The sequence below is a fragment of the Dyella jiangningensis genome, assembly GCF_003264855.1.
In the GTDB taxonomy this organism is placed as follows: Bacteria; Pseudomonadota; Gammaproteobacteria; order Xanthomonadales; family Rhodanobacteraceae; genus Dyella; species Dyella jiangningensis_C.
The window spans coordinates 145,459-160,827 of the sequence record NZ_NFZS01000001.1 but is presented as its reverse complement, the minus strand read 5'-3'; the positions used below and the strand labels follow the sequence as shown (position 1 = coordinate 160,827).

The window sequence follows — 15,369 nt, the reverse complement described above, 5'->3', positions numbered from 1 at the left end:
TCCCAGGAGCGTCATTCATGCCCCGTACTCGCCTTATTGCCGGCGCCATTACCGCCGCCCTGATTTTCAGCTCGTCCGCCATGGCGGCCAATTCGCAGTTCAGCAACGTCATCGCCTTTGGTGACAGCCTCAGCGATGCGGGCAATATCTCGCTGGCGACGGCCCCCAGCATCCAGCCGCCGCTGGAGTTCACCACCAACCCGGGCGCGGTGACCGTCCAGAACGTGGCAAGCCACTACGGCTACAACCTGACGGCATCGCAGGCGGGTGGTAGCGACTTCGCCTGGGGCGGCGCCGGTGTGCTTACCAATTCGCCGGGCACGCCATCGGCCGTGCCGACCCTCTCGACGCAGGTGAACTACTACCTCGCCACCGGCAAGGTCGACGGCAAGGCGCTCTATTCCATCTGGGGCGGCGCCAATGACATCTTCTACGCCGCCACCGCCGCCGGTGCAGGCGCGACGGCCCAGCAGCTGATCCAGCAGAACGTCGCCGCACAGATCGCGCAGCTGCAGGCCGCCAACGTCCCGCCCGCCCAGATCGCCGCCATGACGCCGGCGATCACCCAGGCCGTCACCGCTGCCGTCACCCAGCAGGTGCTCGCCGCAGCGGGCGTCTCGGGCTTCATGACCGCGGACCAGGCGCAGGCGTCCATCGCCGCCGCCGCGCAGCAGGAAGTGAAGCTCATCGGCCAGCTGCAGGCGGCCGGCGCCAAGAACATCCTGGTGTTCAACCTGCCCAATATCGGCCTGACGCCTTCGGGCCTGGAACAGGGTGCCTCCGCCGCATCCTCGCTCACGGCGCTCAGCCTCGTGTTCAACGGCCAGCTCAACGCCGGCATCGCAACGTTGGGCAAGGGCATCATCCCGGTCGACACCTACAGCCTGCTCAATGAAGTGGTCGCAAACCCGTCGCTGTACGGATTCACCAACGTCACCAACGAAGCCTGCGGCGTGGGCTCCAGTTCGGTGCAGTGCGGCCCGCAGGGCTCGGGCCTGCCGTACACCTATGCGGCCGGCACCAACCAGACCTATCTGTTTGCCGATGGCGTGCATCCGACGACCGGTGCAGACGTAATGCTGGGCCAGTACGTGGTGTCGATCCTGAGCGCGCCGGGTTATGCCTCGCTGCTTGCCGAAGCACCGCTCGCGTCGATTTCGGCGCAGAACCGCGCGATCCGCAACCAGATGCTGGCCGATGGCCAGGGCAGCGATACCCGCGTGTTCGCCAACGTGGATTACGGCGACCAGCGTTTCGACGCCAGCAGCGGTTCGCCCAAGACCACCAGCAACAACGTCAACCTCACCCTGGGTGCGGATGTGCGCTTCAACGAGAACCTGTCCGGCGGCGTGGCCATGAACATCGGCCAGCACAATGCCGATTACCAGGGCGGCGGCGGCTACAAACTGCAGGACATCTCGGGCCTGGGTTACCTGACCTATCACCAGGGCGGCGGCTACATCGGCGGTTACCTCGATTTCGGCCAGGACAACTTCTCCGACATCGAGCGTCGCATCCAGATCGGCGCCGCGCAGCGCGGCGAAACCGCCAAGGCCGACGGCAACCACGTGGGCGGCGGCGTCACCGGCGGCTGGTGGTTCGACTTCTCCAGCCTCCGCACCGGCCCGTTCGCCACCTTCGAATGGCAGTCCATCAAGGTCAACGGCTACAGCGAGAACGGTAGCGACAGCACGGCGATGTGGTTCGGCCGCCAGCAGCGCGACGCACTCATCTCCACGCTGGGCTGGCGCCTGGAAGGCCACTGGCAGGCGGGCAACACGATGCTCACGCCGTACGCCGAAGTCGCCTTCAACCACGACAGCAAGGCGGATCCGCGCGAAGTCACCGCCGGCCTCAACGGCATGCCCGGCACGTTCTCGATGGTGGGCTTCACGCCCGACAAGACCTGGGGCACCGCCGACCTGGGCGTGGCTGCGCAGTTCACCCAGACGCTCAGCGGCTGGCTCGGCTACAGCGGTCGCTTCAGCGACAACAGCCAGAAGTACAACAGCGTGAATGTCGGCCTGAAGTACGCCTTCTGAGGCAACGGCATCGCGTTGAAAGGCCGCCTGCGCAAGTGGGCGGCCTTTTCTTTGCATGCATGCCGCTGGCAGGCGCCCAGCGTGGGAACGAACTGCCGGCAATGGCCGTCTGGATGGCCAAACGACGGGCACAAAAAAGCCGCCTCATGGGCGGCTCTTTCGTTGCGGCGATGGCTGGACTTACTTGCCCTTGCCGTTGGTCGCGAGCTTGAGGATCGCCTCGGCCTGCTTCTGCAGGTCGGCGGCGGCATCATCGCCGAGCGGCGAGGTCTTGCCGCCAGCCTCGACGGTCTTCAGCACCAGCTGACCATCCTGGCCCCAGGCGGCGCGATCGGTTTCGTTCGGCTTGGCGTCCTTGCTGGACTTCTTCTGCTGCACGACCACCCACGGCTTGCCATCCTTGTAGGCAAAGTCGGTGCTGGTGAAGCCCTTGTCGCCGTAGTCGACCTGCTCGCGGATGAACTTCACTTCACCTGCTTCGCGGAACACCTGCCAACCGCGGGAGACCTTGTCTTCGAGCTTGGTGCCGTTGCTGATCTTCATGCCGCCGATCTGCTTCTGCACGGCGGTGAAGGCAGCCAGTTCCTTCTCGCCGGCGGTCTGCTCGGCCACCAGCTGGATGTTCACCTGCGTCGGGGCGCCCTTGGTCAGCACCTGGGTCTGCAGCGGCGGGGTGTAATGGCGGTCGCCGTCGACCAGGTCGGCCTTCAGCACGTACAGGCCATTGGGGTTCACGTCGGGCGCGTTGAACTCCAGCTCGAACGTCAGCGGGAAGGTGTTGGCGGGCTGCACCGTCTTGGTGGCCAGCGGCGCGGCGTCCTGCGTCGACACGTCGACCAGGGTCAGCTGCAGCTTGGCGTCGGCGGACACCTGGGCGGCATCGCGCAGCGTCACCTGACCGGTGATGGCATTGGCCTTGGCGGGCGCGGCCGCCGGCGTAGCAGCCGAACCGGGCGCGGCAGCGGTTTCGCCGCCCTGCGTGGCGCTCTGGGAAGAATCGGAAGAATTGCCGCAACCGGCGAGAGCCAGTGCCGCGACCGACATCAGCGACCAAACCAACCTGCGCATGGGAAACCTCTATCGACTGTCAGGACTTAACGCGAGAACCAACAGGCGCCCAACACGCCTCGACTCTACACGGGGGAAGCACGCAGGATAGCCCAAAATCAAAGGCTTGTAAAAGTTGGCCCATGCGCGACCGTATGCCGCGGGTTTAGGCGTCTAAATGTCCGATAAACAAAAAGGGGCCCGTTTCCGGGCCCCCTGTAACACCTTCGATACAGCTTAGAAACGCTGCGTGTACTTCAGGTAGTAGAAGCGACCGATGTCGAAGCCACCGTAGTACACGAACGAGCTGTTCGGCTTCGAGTACATGATCGGACCTTCCTTGTCGAACACGTTGTTCGCGCCGACCGACACGATGCCCTTCCACGGCAAGGTCCAGCGGAACTGCACGTCATTGAACGTGGTGCTGGCGACATGGCGCATCGGCTGCACGCCGTAGAACGGATCGATGTGGTTCGGGTCGTTGCACTCGGCCATCGCCACGGCCACGCACTTCTCGGTCATGCCCGAGTAGTAGCGCACGGTCCAGCTCGCGCCGAAGATGCCGCGGGTCCAGTCGACCGTGAGGTTGGAACGCACGCGGAAGTTCGCACCCATGCCCGTGAACGGCTGCACCTTCGTGCTCGGATTGTTGTCCGACTTCACGTTGAGGTAATCGACGTACGTGGTGTTCCAACGCGTCGCGAACTGGCCGATCGAGTCAAACGAGAAGCGGTAGTTCACGCCGAAGTCGTAACCTGCCGTCTCTTCCCAACCCTTGTTGGTCAGGCCGTAGAACATGTTGGTGATGACGCCGGTGGACGCGTCGCGGCTGAAGCCCGAGCAACGCGACGCGATGCCGGCCTGGTAGCAGTCGTCCAGGATGTTCTGCACGGAGTCGGTGCTGATCACGTTCTCGATGCGGATCTTGTACCAGTCCAGCGAGACGTCGAAGCCTTCCACGTAGTGCGGGCTGTAGATCAGGCCCAGCGTACGGGTGGTGGCCGTTTCCGGCGTGAGGTTGGCGTTCGAACCGTTGGTGAAGGCGTAGTTGGTCTGGCACGGATAGGTCGTGCAAGCAATGCCCGCCTGGCCCAGCTGCACGAAGTTCGCGGCGACCGGCGTCTGGCCGCCGAAGCCGCCGGTGCAACGCGCCGCCACGGCCGGGTTACCCTTCGCCGCGCCGCTCTTGGTATCGCACGGGTCGATGTACGACTCGAAGCTGCTGCCCGCGCCGCCGTACAGGTCGGAAATGGTGGGAGCACGGAAACCCTGCGCCCAGCTGCCGCGCACGAGCAGGTCGTCGATCGGCTTCCACTTCAGGCTGGCCTTGCTGTTGGTGGTGCTGCCGAAGTTGTCGTAGTTCGAGTAGCGGGTAGCCACGTCGACCGACAGCTCGCGAGCCATCGTCATGTCCTTCAGAAGCGGCACGTCGAACTCGATGTAGGCCTCGTCCACCGAGTACTTGCCCTTGGTGGTGGTCGCTGCCAGGCCCGAGCTCAGGCCCGCCTGGTTGAAGGCGTCCGGCACGAAACGACCGTCTTCCTGGCGGTGTTCCACGCCTGCGGCCACGCCGATCTCACCTGCCGGCAGGGCGAACAGCGTGCCCGCGATGTTGGCGGTGTAGTCGGTCGTGGTGGTCTTGCCGAGATCATGGAATTCCGGGAACAGGAACGACTGCAGGTCAGAATCGGCCAGTGAACCGGCGCCCGCCTGGCCGTACGGCAGCAGCGGATTCCACGGCACGCAGCCGGCGATCGGATTGGCGGCGGTGCCGCAATGGACCTTGCCGTCCGAACCCATGAAGGAGGGGCCCAGCGCCTTGCCGGCTGCGACCAGGCTGAAGTCGCCGTGGCCGGTCTTGGTCATGTCGTTGCGATTGGTCATCGCGCCGACGTCCCAGTTCCACGTACGGCCGCCCAGCTCGAAGTAACCTTCAAAGCCAGCCGTCCAGCGGTAGGTCTCCAGTTCGCTGTCGGTGGTACGCGGCATTTCCCAGCCACGACGGGCGAACTGCAGATCCTTGCCCAGCGGGTTGAAGTAGCTCTGGCCGGACAGCGGCGTCTTCGGATTCCACGAACTCGACTGATACGGATAACCCGCGATCTGCTGGAGCGTGCTGCGCTTGTTGTAGAGGAAGTCGGTCTTGAACGCGATGTTGTCGGACAGGTTGTACTTGCCGGCGGCAAACAGCGAGGTGCGCTCGGTACCGGTCTGCAGCGTCATCTGCTCGTTCGAGTTGGCGTACTCGGCCGACGTGATCGGGTGGTAGTTCGCGATGTTGCGCGGATCAGTACCGTGGGTAAGGGTACAGGTGGCCGACTTGCCCCCCGGGCCGCACGGGCCGGTGAACGAGCCATTCTGGCTCACGCCGCTCCAGCCGGCGGTCGGATGGTTCGGACCCGACGGATAGGCGCTGAAATCACGGTCCTTCGCCCATACCGGATCTTCCTTCTGGTACTGCGCGCTCACCATGATGGAGCCGCGATCGTTCGCCGTACCGAAGGTGAAGTCGTAGCTCTGCTTCTTGCCGTCGCCCTGGTCGTATTCGCCCACGTAGGCGTTGGCTTCGGCGCCGGTGAAGTTGCTGCGGGTGATCACGTTCACCACGCCGGCGATGGCGTCCGAACCGTAGATCGACGAGCCGCCGTCCTTGAGCACTTCGATCCGCTCGATGGTGGACACCGGGATCTGGCCGAGGTCCTGCAGGCCGGAGGTATTGGCACCCAGGCGCTTGCCGTTGACCAGGATCAGGGTGCGGTTGGCGCCCAGGTTACGCAGGTCGATGTAGTAGCCGCCCACGTCTTCGCCCGACGACAGCGCGTTGGCGCGGCTGATCGGCGGCGTGCCGACTTCGGTCAGGTTCTGCAGGATATCGGCGACCGAGGTGAAGCCCTGGTTTTCGATCTGCTTGCGGTCGATGGTCACGACCGGCTGGGCGGTTTCGATATCGACGCGCGGAATGCGCGAACCGGTGACGGTCACCGTCTCGAGCTTCTTGGCGTTGTCCTGGCTGGCCGGGCCGGTGGCGTCCTGCGCCAGGGCGGGACCAACGATGGCGAAAGTACCTACGGACAGCGCAATACGTACGGCGACCGTAAGTTTGTTGTCGAGCATCTTGCGGAACTGCATGTCTTCTCCCCAGATAAATGACCCCGGCCCCAACCGGCGTCGAAAAAACTCGCCTTCGGGGCGAGATGCAGCGTCGAGGGTTCTGCCCGTCGACGCTTGCTGTCTGCCGGCTGAACGGGCCGGCGTGTTCTTGATCACCAATCAACGACAATTGCGTTGTCTGGACACGGCCGGCGTCTTCCCCAGAGGAACGCGGGCCCATCAAGAATTTACGAACCTAGTAGAGAAATCTTGCGAGTGTCAACAAATTCCTAACACTTGCTTCACGCTGACGCGACGCTTGCTTCACGCTGACATCTCGAACTCGGGTTCACGCTCCCCAAATTGGTCGCCATCCGTCAGGAAACTGCGATGAACATGCAAAAAATTTCGCCCAACGAGCCCTCAAATACCTTCGCGGATCGCATCAAGGTGCTGATCCAGCGCGTGGGCAGCGTCACGGAGATCGCGCGTATGTGCGGCTTCTCCGAGGGCGTCGTGCGCAGCTGGCGCGACGGCAATACCGACCCTTCGCGCGCGCGCTGCGTCACGCTGGCCAAGACCCTTGGCATTTCGCTGGTGTGGCTGGTGGCCGGCGAAGGTTCGATCCAGGCGGATGCGATCGCCTCGGGCGAGGAGCTGCCGAATGCAGAGGCTTCGGCCAACCGGCATCGCTCCAAGTTGCGCACGGCGGCCGATACGCTGCATGCGAGCGGCATGGCGATGGATCCGCAGCGCCTCAACACCGCGCTGCGCATCCTGCAGTCGGAACTCGACCTGGCCGAGAGCCGCCTGACCCTGGCCGACAACGCCGACATGCTGGCCGACCTCTACGAGATCCTCGGCCCGGGCGGTTCGGATGTGGATGCCGGCGAAATGGTGGCCTTCAACCAGCGCCTCCATGAGCGCGTGAAGCGCGGTCGCCAGGCTATCGCCTGACGGTATAGAAAAACGGCAGCCCGAGGGCTGCCGTTTTCATAGGGACGATCGCCGCGCCGTTACAGGCGGGCGATGTCTGCGATCGCGCCGAACTGCGCCTTCAGCTGACCCAGCAAGGCCAGGCGGTTGGCTCGCACGGCGGGGTTCTCCGCATTGACCAGCACGCTGTCGAAGAAGGCGTCGACCGGCGCCTGCAGTTGCGCGAGGCGCGTCAGCACGGCGGCGTAGTCGCCCGTTTCCAGCGGCGCGGATGTATCGGCACGCGCACTGTCCAACGCGGCAGCCAGGGTCCGCTCGGCGTCCGCCTCGAAGTGTGCGGGATCCACCACCGAGCCCACCGGCGATGCGCCAGCTTCTTCCGCCTGCTTGCGCAGGATATTGGCCACGCGCTTGTTGGCGGCAGCCAGGCTCAGTGCTTCCGGACGGCGACCGAACTCGGCCACCGCGCGCAGGCGACGATCGAAATCGACCAGCGTCGCCGGCGTCACCGCGAGCACGGCTTCGAACTGTTCGCCGGTAAAGCCCTGCTCGGCGTAATAGCCGCGCAGGCGCTCGAACACGAAGTCGACCAGTTCGTCGGTGAGCGCGGCGCGGCGCTTGCCGGCATCCAGCGCCGGCGCCTTGCCATCCTTGCCCGGCTTGAGACCCGCCGCGAGCGCGGCTTCAGGCAACAGTTCGAGCGCTTCAACGAAGGTCGCACGCAGGTCCAGGTCCAGGCCGCCTTCCACCAGGGTGCGCGCCAGGCCCAGCGCCGCACGACGCAGGGCGAACGGATCCTTGTTGCCGCTGGGCTTGAGCCCGACGGCGAAGATACCGGCCAACGTATCGAGGCGATCGGCGACCGCGAGCACGCGGCCCACGCGGCCCGCGGCGATCGCGTCGCCGGCAAAACGCGGCTGGTAATAGCCGTCCAGCGCATCGGCCACTTCCCTGGCCTCGCCGTGATGCGCCGCGTAGTAACGGCCCATCACGCCCTGCAGTTCGGGGAACTCGCCAACCATGCGCGTCAGCAGATCGCACTTGCTCAACGCCGCGGCGCGCGTCGCCTCGCCCGCGTCCACGTCGACGCGGTTGGCAATGATGCGGGCCAGTTCGGCGACCCGCACGCTCTTGTCCCACAGGCTGCCCAGCGCCTGCTGGTAGGTTACGTTCTTCAGCTGGTCCTGGTAGCCGGCCAGCGGCGTCTTCAGGTCTTCGTCCCAGAAGAACTTCGCATCGGCGAAGCGCGGACGGATCACGCGCTCATAGCCCTTGCGGATCTCCGACGGCTGCTTGCTCTCGATGTTGGCCACGCCGATGAAATGCTCGGTGAGCCTGCCGTCGGCGTCGAACACCGGCACGAATTTCTGGTTGGTCTCCATGGTGGTGACCAGCGCTTCGGGTGGCACGGCGAGGAACTCGCGATCGAACTGGCAGGCGATCGCCACGGGCCATTCGGTGAGGTTGGCGATCTCATCGAGCAACGCATCATCGAGCTGCGGCACGCCACCGGTTTCCTTCGCGGCGCGAGCGATTTCATCGCGGATCTTCTCGCGACGCTCGACAGGATCGGCCAACACCTTGGCCGCGCGCATCGCATCGGCCCAGCTGTCGGCGTCCACCACATGCACCGGGTGCGCATGCATGAACCGATGGCCACGCGACTTGCGGCCGCTCTTCAGGCCGAGCACGTCGCCATCGATGATGTCCGCGCCATGCAGCATGACCAGCCAATGCGCCGGACGCACGAACGTATAGTCGTGATCGCCCCAACGCATCGGCTTGGGAATGGGCAGGCCCTTGAGCGCTTCGTCCACGATTTCCGGAAGCAACGCAGCCAGCGGCTGGCCCGGCTTCACGGCGCGGAACACGAACCACGAGCCCTTGTCCGTTTCGAGCTTTTCCAGCTGCTCGACGCTCACGCCACACGACTGCGCGAAACCCTGCAGCGCCTTGCTCGGCTGGCCATTCGCATCGAGCGCGGCATTCACCGCCGGACCGCGACGCTCGATGCTCTGCTCGGGCTGGTTCACGGCCACCGACGGGATATGGACGGCCAAACGGCGCGGCGATGCAAACAGCTTCGCCGAATCCAGTGCTGCCTCCACGCCACGCTTGGCGAGGCCATCGCACACGCCGCGCAGGAACGCCGAAGCGAGTTCATCCAGCGCCTTGGGCGGCAGCTCTTCGGTGCCCAGTTCGATCAACAACGGCTTGGCGGCGCTCATGCGGCCTGCTCCTTGAGGTTCTTCTTCAGGCCAGGGAAACCGAGCTTTTCGCGCTGCGCCACATAGGTTTCCGCCACTGCGCGAGCGAGCGTGCGCACGCGCAGGATGTAGCGCTGGCGCTCGGTCACGCTGATGGCGCGACGCGCATCCAGCAGGTTGAAGGTGTGGCTGGCCTTCATTACCTGCTCGTAGGCCGGCAGCGGCAGGTTCGCGGCGATCAGCTTGTTGGCCTCGCCCTCGCACACATCGAACCAGCGCAGCAGCTCCGGCACATTGGCGTGCTCGAAGTTGTAGGTGCTCTGCTCCACTTCGTTCTGGTGGAACACGTCGCCATAGGTCACCGTACCGTGCGGACCTTCGGTCCACACCAGGTCGTAGACGTTGTCCACGTTCTGCAGGTACATCGCCAGGCGCTCGAGACCGTAGGTGATCTCACCGGTCACGGGACGGCATTCGAGGCCACCGGCCTGCTGGAAATAGGTGAACTGCGTCACCTCCATGCCGTTCAACCACACTTCCCAGCCGAGGCCCCAGGCGCCGAGCGTCGGCGATTCCCAGTTGTCCTCAACGAAGCGCAGGTCGTGCACGAGCGGGTCCAGGCCCAGCTCCTTCAGCGAACCGATGTACAGGTCCAGGATGTTGTCCGGGTTGGGCTTCATCACCACCTGGTACTGGTAGTAATGCTGCAGGCGGTTGGGGTTTTCGCCGTAGCGGCCGTCGGTGGGGCGGCGCGAAGGCTGCACGTACGCGGCCGACCACGGCTCGGGACCGAGCGAACGCAGGAACGTCGCGGGGTGGAAGGTGCCGGCGCCGACCTCGGTATCGAGGGGCTGCAGCAAGACACAACCCTGGGCCGCCCAGTAGCGGTTGAGGGTCTGGATCACATCCTGGAAGGTGCGCGCGGACATGGCTTTCCGTGGGCTTCAATAAAGCGGGTTAGTATAGCCGGGACCGCTTTCGCCGCTGGATTTTCAGGCGAAAACCCGACAGGGAGATCTCCGCATGGCAGCTTCACCGCAAACCGTGTCCTTGCTGGGCCGTCGTGCCCGCCTCGGCCTCGAAGAACTGCTCGCCGCGCTCGTGGTGGACGGTTACCTCTTGGCCGAAGACGCCAAGCAGGTGCGCATGGGCTCGCGCAGCGGCCGCGCCACGGTGGAGTTGCATCCGCTGGTGCTGGTGGCCAACGCACGGCTGGCCAACCAGCGCGATCCCGGACGCCCGCTGGCCATGGAGACGCTGACCGAGTGGCTCGCAGGCCACGCGAAGTTGCCCTATCTCAAGATCGATCCGATGAAGATCAACGCGGCCGCGGTGACCCAGGTGGTCAGCCGCGCCTACGCGGAACGTCATCGCATCCTGCCCGTGGCCGTCGCGCCGGGTGAAGTCACCTTCGCCACGTGCGAACCCTTCGACAACGCCTGGGCCGCCGACCTCGCGCACATGCTGCGTCGGGACGTGAAGCGCGTGGTGTCCAATCCGATCGACATCAATCGCTACCTGCTCGAGTTCTACGGCGTCCAGCGCTCGATCCAGCTCGCCCAGGACGCCAAGAACACCGGCTACGACTCCTCCGCCATCCTCAACTTCGAGCAGCTGGTGGAGCTGGGCAAGGGCGGCGAAGTCGGCGCCGACGACCGCCACGTCGTCCACATCGTGGACTGGCTGCTGCAGTACGCGTTCGAGCAGCGCGCGTCGGACATCCACCTGGAGCCGCGACGCGACGCGGGCCAGATGCGTTTTCGCATCGATGGCGTGATGCACAAGGTATTCGAGTTGCCGCCGCCGGTGATGACCGCGGTGACGGCGCGCATCAAGATCCTTTCGCGCATGGACGTGGCCGAGAAGCGCCGCCCGCAGGACGGCCGCATCAAGACGCGCTCCGGCGGCGGACGAGAAGTGGAACTGCGCATCTCCACCATGCCGACCGCGTTCGGTGAAAAGGTGGTGATGCGTATCTTCGACCCGGATATCGTCGCGAAGGACTTCGCGCAGCTGGGCTTCGCCGTCGAGGAAGACGCCATCTGGCGTTCGATGGTGGAACGCCCGCACGGCATCGTACTGGTCACCGGTCCCACCGGTTCGGGCAAGACCACGACGCTGTATTCCACGCTGAAACATCTCGCCACGCCCGAGTTGAACGTGTGCACGGTGGAAGACCCGATCGAGATGGTCAGCCCCGAGTTCAACCAGATGCAGGTGCAGACGGCGATCGACCTGGATTTCGCAGCGGGCGTGCGCACGCTGCTGCGCCAGGATCCGGACATCATCATGGTCGGCGAAATCCGCGACCTGAGCACAGCGCAGATGGCCGTGCAGGCCTCGCTCACCGGCCACCTGGTGCTGTCCACGTTGCATACCAACGACGCGCCCAGCGCCGTCACGCGCCTGCTCGATCTCGGCGTGCCGCATTACCTGATCCAGTCCACGCTGACCGGCGTGGTTGCGCAGCGACTGGTGCGCACGCTGTGTCCGCACTGCAAGGCTGAGACAACGCAGGATCCGCACGAGTGGACCGCACTCACGCACGGCTGGACATTGCCGCTGCCCGACAGGGTATACAAGCCGGTCGGCTGCCTTGAATGCCGCAACACCGGTTTCATGGGACGCACCGGCATCTACGAGATGATGGTGTTGTCTTCGCGCCTGCGCGGCCTTATCTCGGCGCAACTCGACCTCGGCCACTTCGGTCATGCGGCGCTGGCCGAAGGCATGCGCCCGTTGCGCATCTCGGCCGCCTCGCAAGTCGCTCGCGGCTTGACCACCGTGCAGGAGGTGCTGACGGTGATACCGCCCATCGAGCACGGTTCAGCGTGAATGCGCATGATGTCTTCTTGAACACTCACTATTAGCCACATGAAGCCTGTCCTGATCATCCGCACCGGCCGCGCACCTGCTCCGATTCGCGCACGCCATGGTGATTTCCCGCACTGGTTCCGCCTGGGTGCCCAGCTCGAGCCTCAACGCATACGCGTCATCGATGTGGAAGCCGGCGAGAGCCTGCCACCCCCAAGTGAATTCGCGGGAGCACTGATTACCGGATCGGCGGCGATGGTGACCGAGCGCGCGGCATGGAGCGAACGCACGGCCGGCTGGATTCGCGAGGCCATGGATGTCGAGCTGCCCATGTTCGGCGTCTGCTACAGCCACCAGCTGATGGCGCACGCGCTGGGCGGCCGCGTCGACTACCTGCCGGGCGGCCGCGAGATCGGCACGGTAACGATCCAGATGCTCGATGCGGCAAGGAACGATCCGCTGACCGACACGCTGCCCGCGGAATTTCGTGCCCACGCCACGCACGAGCAGAGCGTGCTCGAGCTGCCCAAGGGCGCGACGGTGCTGGCCCGTTCGTCGCGCGATCCGCACCATCTCGTGCGCTACGGCGCCCGCGCGATGAGCGCGCAGTTCCATCCGGAATTCAATGCCGACGTGATGCGCGCCTATATCGACCGCAAGCATCACGACATGCGGCGCGAAGGCTTCGACCCTCACCATACGTTTCGCCAGGTCGCACCCACGCCCTTGGCGCGCCGCCTATTCCGCCAGTTCTCCCGGCACCACGGACTCGCCGCGGGCTGACATTCCCGTCATCGTGGGTGCCTAGAATCAGACCGGGGTAGCGGCCGATCGTTCGGCGCGGCATCCCTCGGATGAGGACGGGCTCCATGGGCAAAATGCAGCCGCACGTGCACCGCGCATCGGTCATCGCCATGCGACTGGTCGATATCGCAGACACCATCGATCTGGCCGAGGTGGAAGCACGATGGGCGCGACACGCACGCACCCTGCCATCGCGCAGCCGCCTGATCACGACATCGCCCAAGGCGATGAGCTTCGGCGTGCCGCCGGTCGAGCTCGCCTTGGAATCGGTGACTGTCATCATTGGTGGCGCGCCCATGCAGGCAGCGGTGATGGCGCGCTTCTACGAGTTCGGCGTCGTCGCCTTCTCCTTGCGCGTGGCGGCGGACGATCTGTCGTGGGCAGATTTCAGTGCGCGCGTGAACGCGGTGGATGCCGCCCTGGGCATCGCTTCCGGCAGCGATCTGTGGGCCACGCTGATGACGCAAGTCACGGGAGTGCTACGGCCCGCCTTCATCCGGCCGAGCGCCGAACCGCTATACGAAGACTATCTGCTGGGCCTGGTGCACGCGCTCGATGGCGTCACCAGTACGGCGACGCTGCATGAGGAGCTCGACCTCGTGCCGATGCTTTCGGGCGAATCGCGCGCACTGTCCGAGCAGGCCACGCAGGATCTGTTGCGGCAGCGCTATTCGTATTACACCGACGACCTGGTCGTGCTTACCTGGGATCGCGCCTTCATTGTCGAACCGCGCGACGACTCCGACGTTCTCGACGTACTCGAGGTGGCCAACGCACAGTTGCTGGAGCTGCGTTACTACGACGAATTGCTCGACGCCGAGCTGCCCCGGATGTACGACCTGATCGAAGCGACGCGCACCGTCGCCAACCCTTTTGCGGCACGACGCTACGCCGACCTTGCTCGGCGGTTGCAAACCCTGGTGGCCGAAGTCACCGAGGTAACGGAAAAGGTCGACAACGCGCTGCAGGTGACCGAAGACGTCTATCTCGCCCGCGTCTATGCGGCAGCGCTGGACCTGTTCCGCGTACCCCATGTGGGCAAGGCCGTCGATCGCAAGCTCGCCATCATCCGCGACAGTTACACGGCCCTCTATGAAGAAGCCTCGAGCAAGCGGGGCGAGTTGATGGAGCTGGCGATCATCGCACTGATCGCCGTGGAGATCGTGATCGCCATGATCCGCCACGTATAGCGGCGTCAGCGTCCTCGCGGCGGCATCGGGAACGGCGTGATCTTCTGGCCATCAGCCGCGTCGCGGATCACCAGGGCGCCCTTGCTCTCCACTTCCTCGACGCGAACGACGGACTGCATCGGCAGATGCAGCACGCGCGTGTCCTTGAATTCTTCGCGGAGGCGCTCTTCCGTCGGATCGACAAGGATGCCTTCGCCTACCGGCTCGAACACCAGTTCACCAACTTCGGTGAAGCCCCACAGATGGCTGGACGCCACATGTCGGGCATAGAGCTCGTAGCACTTGCCCAGGTGGAGGAAGGTGACCTTGTAGAGTTTCTTGTTGCGCATTGCGGCATTTTAGCCGCGCAGCCGTCGGGCGATGTCATCGCGCGAAAACAACGCGAACACCACGCCAAACAGGAACCCGGCAATGTGCGTCCACCACACCACCGCGCCATAGCTCGGCCCGGCATAGCTGAAGAGCAACTGCAGCAGCACCCAGATGCCGATCAAGAGGAACGCCGGCATGCGCACGAATTCCAGATACAACCCCAGCGGCACCACGAGACCCAGCCGGGCACGAGGAAAAAGCGCGATATACGTACCCAATACCGCGGACACAGCCCCACTGCATCCGATGATCGGCGATCGCACACCCGCCAACGACAACGCGCCGACCAGGTTGGCCACGATGCCACCGAAGATGAAGAGCAGCAGGAAGCGCAGCGAGCCCAGCGCTCGCTCGGCAGGGATGCCGAAGATCACCAGGAACAACAAATTGCCCAGGAGATGCAGCCACGCCAGGTGGATGAACAATGCCGTGAACAGGCGCAACAGCGCCGGATCATGCAATTGCGGAAGAATGGGCTGCTTCGCGTCGAAGATGTTGGCCGGCACCGTACCCCATTCCAGCCACATGGATGTGCGCTGTGGCGCGGGCATCAGGGCCAGTCCGACGAAACTGATCACGCAGACAACCACCAGCAGTGCAGTGGCCCACTGCACATGGTGACGACGACGGGTTTCGACATGGACGAACACGGATGGACGCTCCGCCGGCTACCGGCCTGATTGGACTTGCATCATAGGTGATCCACGACAGGTGTCGCTGCGCATCGCACCGGAAGGTCGATGAACGTCACAGCGGATCCCGGACACGAGCGGCGGTTGCCCCGCGGAGTGCAGACGGACGTGCTTGCTGCGACCGCGCTCGGTGGTCATACCCTCACGCCTTCGCGGCGGATCGTAGCGTTTGGCG

Annotated in this window: 11 protein-coding genes; 5 read left to right on the top strand and 6 right to left on the bottom strand. The window is 64.7% G+C overall.

Annotation, left to right across the window (positions count from 1 at the left end; translation table 11 throughout):
- The first annotated feature begins 17 nt into the window (after positions 1-17).
- Complete coding sequence (locus CA260_RS00675) at positions 18-2,042, top strand: autotransporter outer membrane beta-barrel domain-containing protein (protein ID WP_111980558.1); 2,025 nt, start codon at positions 18-20, stop codon at positions 2,040-2,042.
- Positions 2,043-2,222: 180 nt separating this feature from the next.
- On the opposite strand, the gene CA260_RS00670 is transcribed toward CA260_RS00675, so the two are convergent.
- Both CA260_RS00670 and CA260_RS00665 read right to left on the bottom strand, forming a co-directional pair.
- The gene (locus CA260_RS00670; protein WP_111980557.1) at positions 2,223-3,110 is read right to left on the bottom strand and encodes a YbaY family lipoprotein; all 888 of its coding nucleotides are present in this window, start codon (positions 3,108-3,110) and stop codon (positions 2,223-2,225) included.
- A 216-nt stretch (positions 3,111-3,326) separates the two neighbouring features.
- The gene (locus tag CA260_RS00665) at positions 3,327-6,218 is read right to left on the bottom strand and encodes a TonB-dependent receptor plug domain-containing protein (protein ID WP_111980556.1); all 2,892 of its coding nucleotides are present in this window, start codon (positions 6,216-6,218) and stop codon (positions 3,327-3,329) included.
- A 351-nt stretch (positions 6,219-6,569) separates the two neighbouring features.
- Here CA260_RS00665 and CA260_RS00660 point away from each other — a divergent pair, with 351 nt between their 5' ends.
- Positions 6,570-7,136, top strand: coding sequence for a helix-turn-helix domain-containing protein (locus CA260_RS00660; RefSeq protein WP_111980555.1), 567 nt, complete (start codon positions 6,570-6,572; stop codon positions 7,134-7,136).
- A gap of 59 nt (positions 7,137-7,195) precedes the next feature.
- Here CA260_RS00660 and glyS read toward each other — a convergent pair whose 3' ends face one another.
- Positions 7,196-9,343, bottom strand: coding sequence for a glycine--tRNA ligase subunit beta (gene glyS, locus CA260_RS00655; RefSeq protein ID WP_111980554.1), 2,148 nt, complete (start codon positions 9,341-9,343; stop codon positions 7,196-7,198).
- Positions 9,340-10,251 (bottom strand): glycine--tRNA ligase subunit alpha, encoded by a 912-nt coding sequence (glyQ, locus tag CA260_RS00650; protein WP_038622893.1) that lies wholly within the window; start codon positions 10,249-10,251, stop codon positions 9,340-9,342. Before glyQ ends, glyS begins: the two co-directional genes overlap by 4 nt.
- 94 nt (positions 10,252-10,345) lie before the next feature.
- Here glyQ and CA260_RS00645 point away from each other — a divergent pair, with 94 nt between their 5' ends.
- From CA260_RS00645 to CA260_RS00635, 3 genes are all read left to right on the top strand, one after another.
- Positions 10,346-12,157 (top strand): GspE/PulE family protein, encoded by a 1,812-nt coding sequence (locus CA260_RS00645; RefSeq protein WP_111980553.1) that lies wholly within the window; start codon positions 10,346-10,348, stop codon positions 12,155-12,157.
- Positions 12,158-12,196: 39 nt separating this feature from the next.
- Positions 12,197-12,919 carry a glutamine amidotransferase gene (locus tag CA260_RS00640; RefSeq protein ID WP_111980552.1) on the top strand — a complete coding sequence of 241 codons (723 nt, stop codon included), beginning with the start codon at positions 12,197-12,199 and terminating at the stop codon, positions 12,917-12,919.
- An 86-nt stretch (positions 12,920-13,005) separates the two neighbouring features.
- Complete coding sequence (locus CA260_RS00635) at positions 13,006-14,130, top strand: hypothetical protein (RefSeq protein WP_238149577.1); 1,125 nt, start codon at positions 13,006-13,008, stop codon at positions 14,128-14,130.
- Between the two features lie 5 nt (positions 14,131-14,135).
- Here the strand turns inward: CA260_RS00635 and CA260_RS00630 are convergent, their stop codons facing one another.
- Positions 14,136-14,459 (bottom strand): DUF1820 family protein, encoded by a 324-nt coding sequence (locus tag CA260_RS00630; RefSeq protein ID WP_111980551.1) that lies wholly within the window; start codon positions 14,457-14,459, stop codon positions 14,136-14,138.
- A 9-nt stretch (positions 14,460-14,468) separates the two neighbouring features.
- Entirely contained in the window at positions 14,469-15,152 is a 684-nt protein-coding gene (locus tag CA260_RS00625; protein WP_111980550.1) for a rhomboid family intramembrane serine protease, read from the bottom strand.
- Between the last annotated feature and the right edge of the window lie 217 nt (positions 15,153-15,369).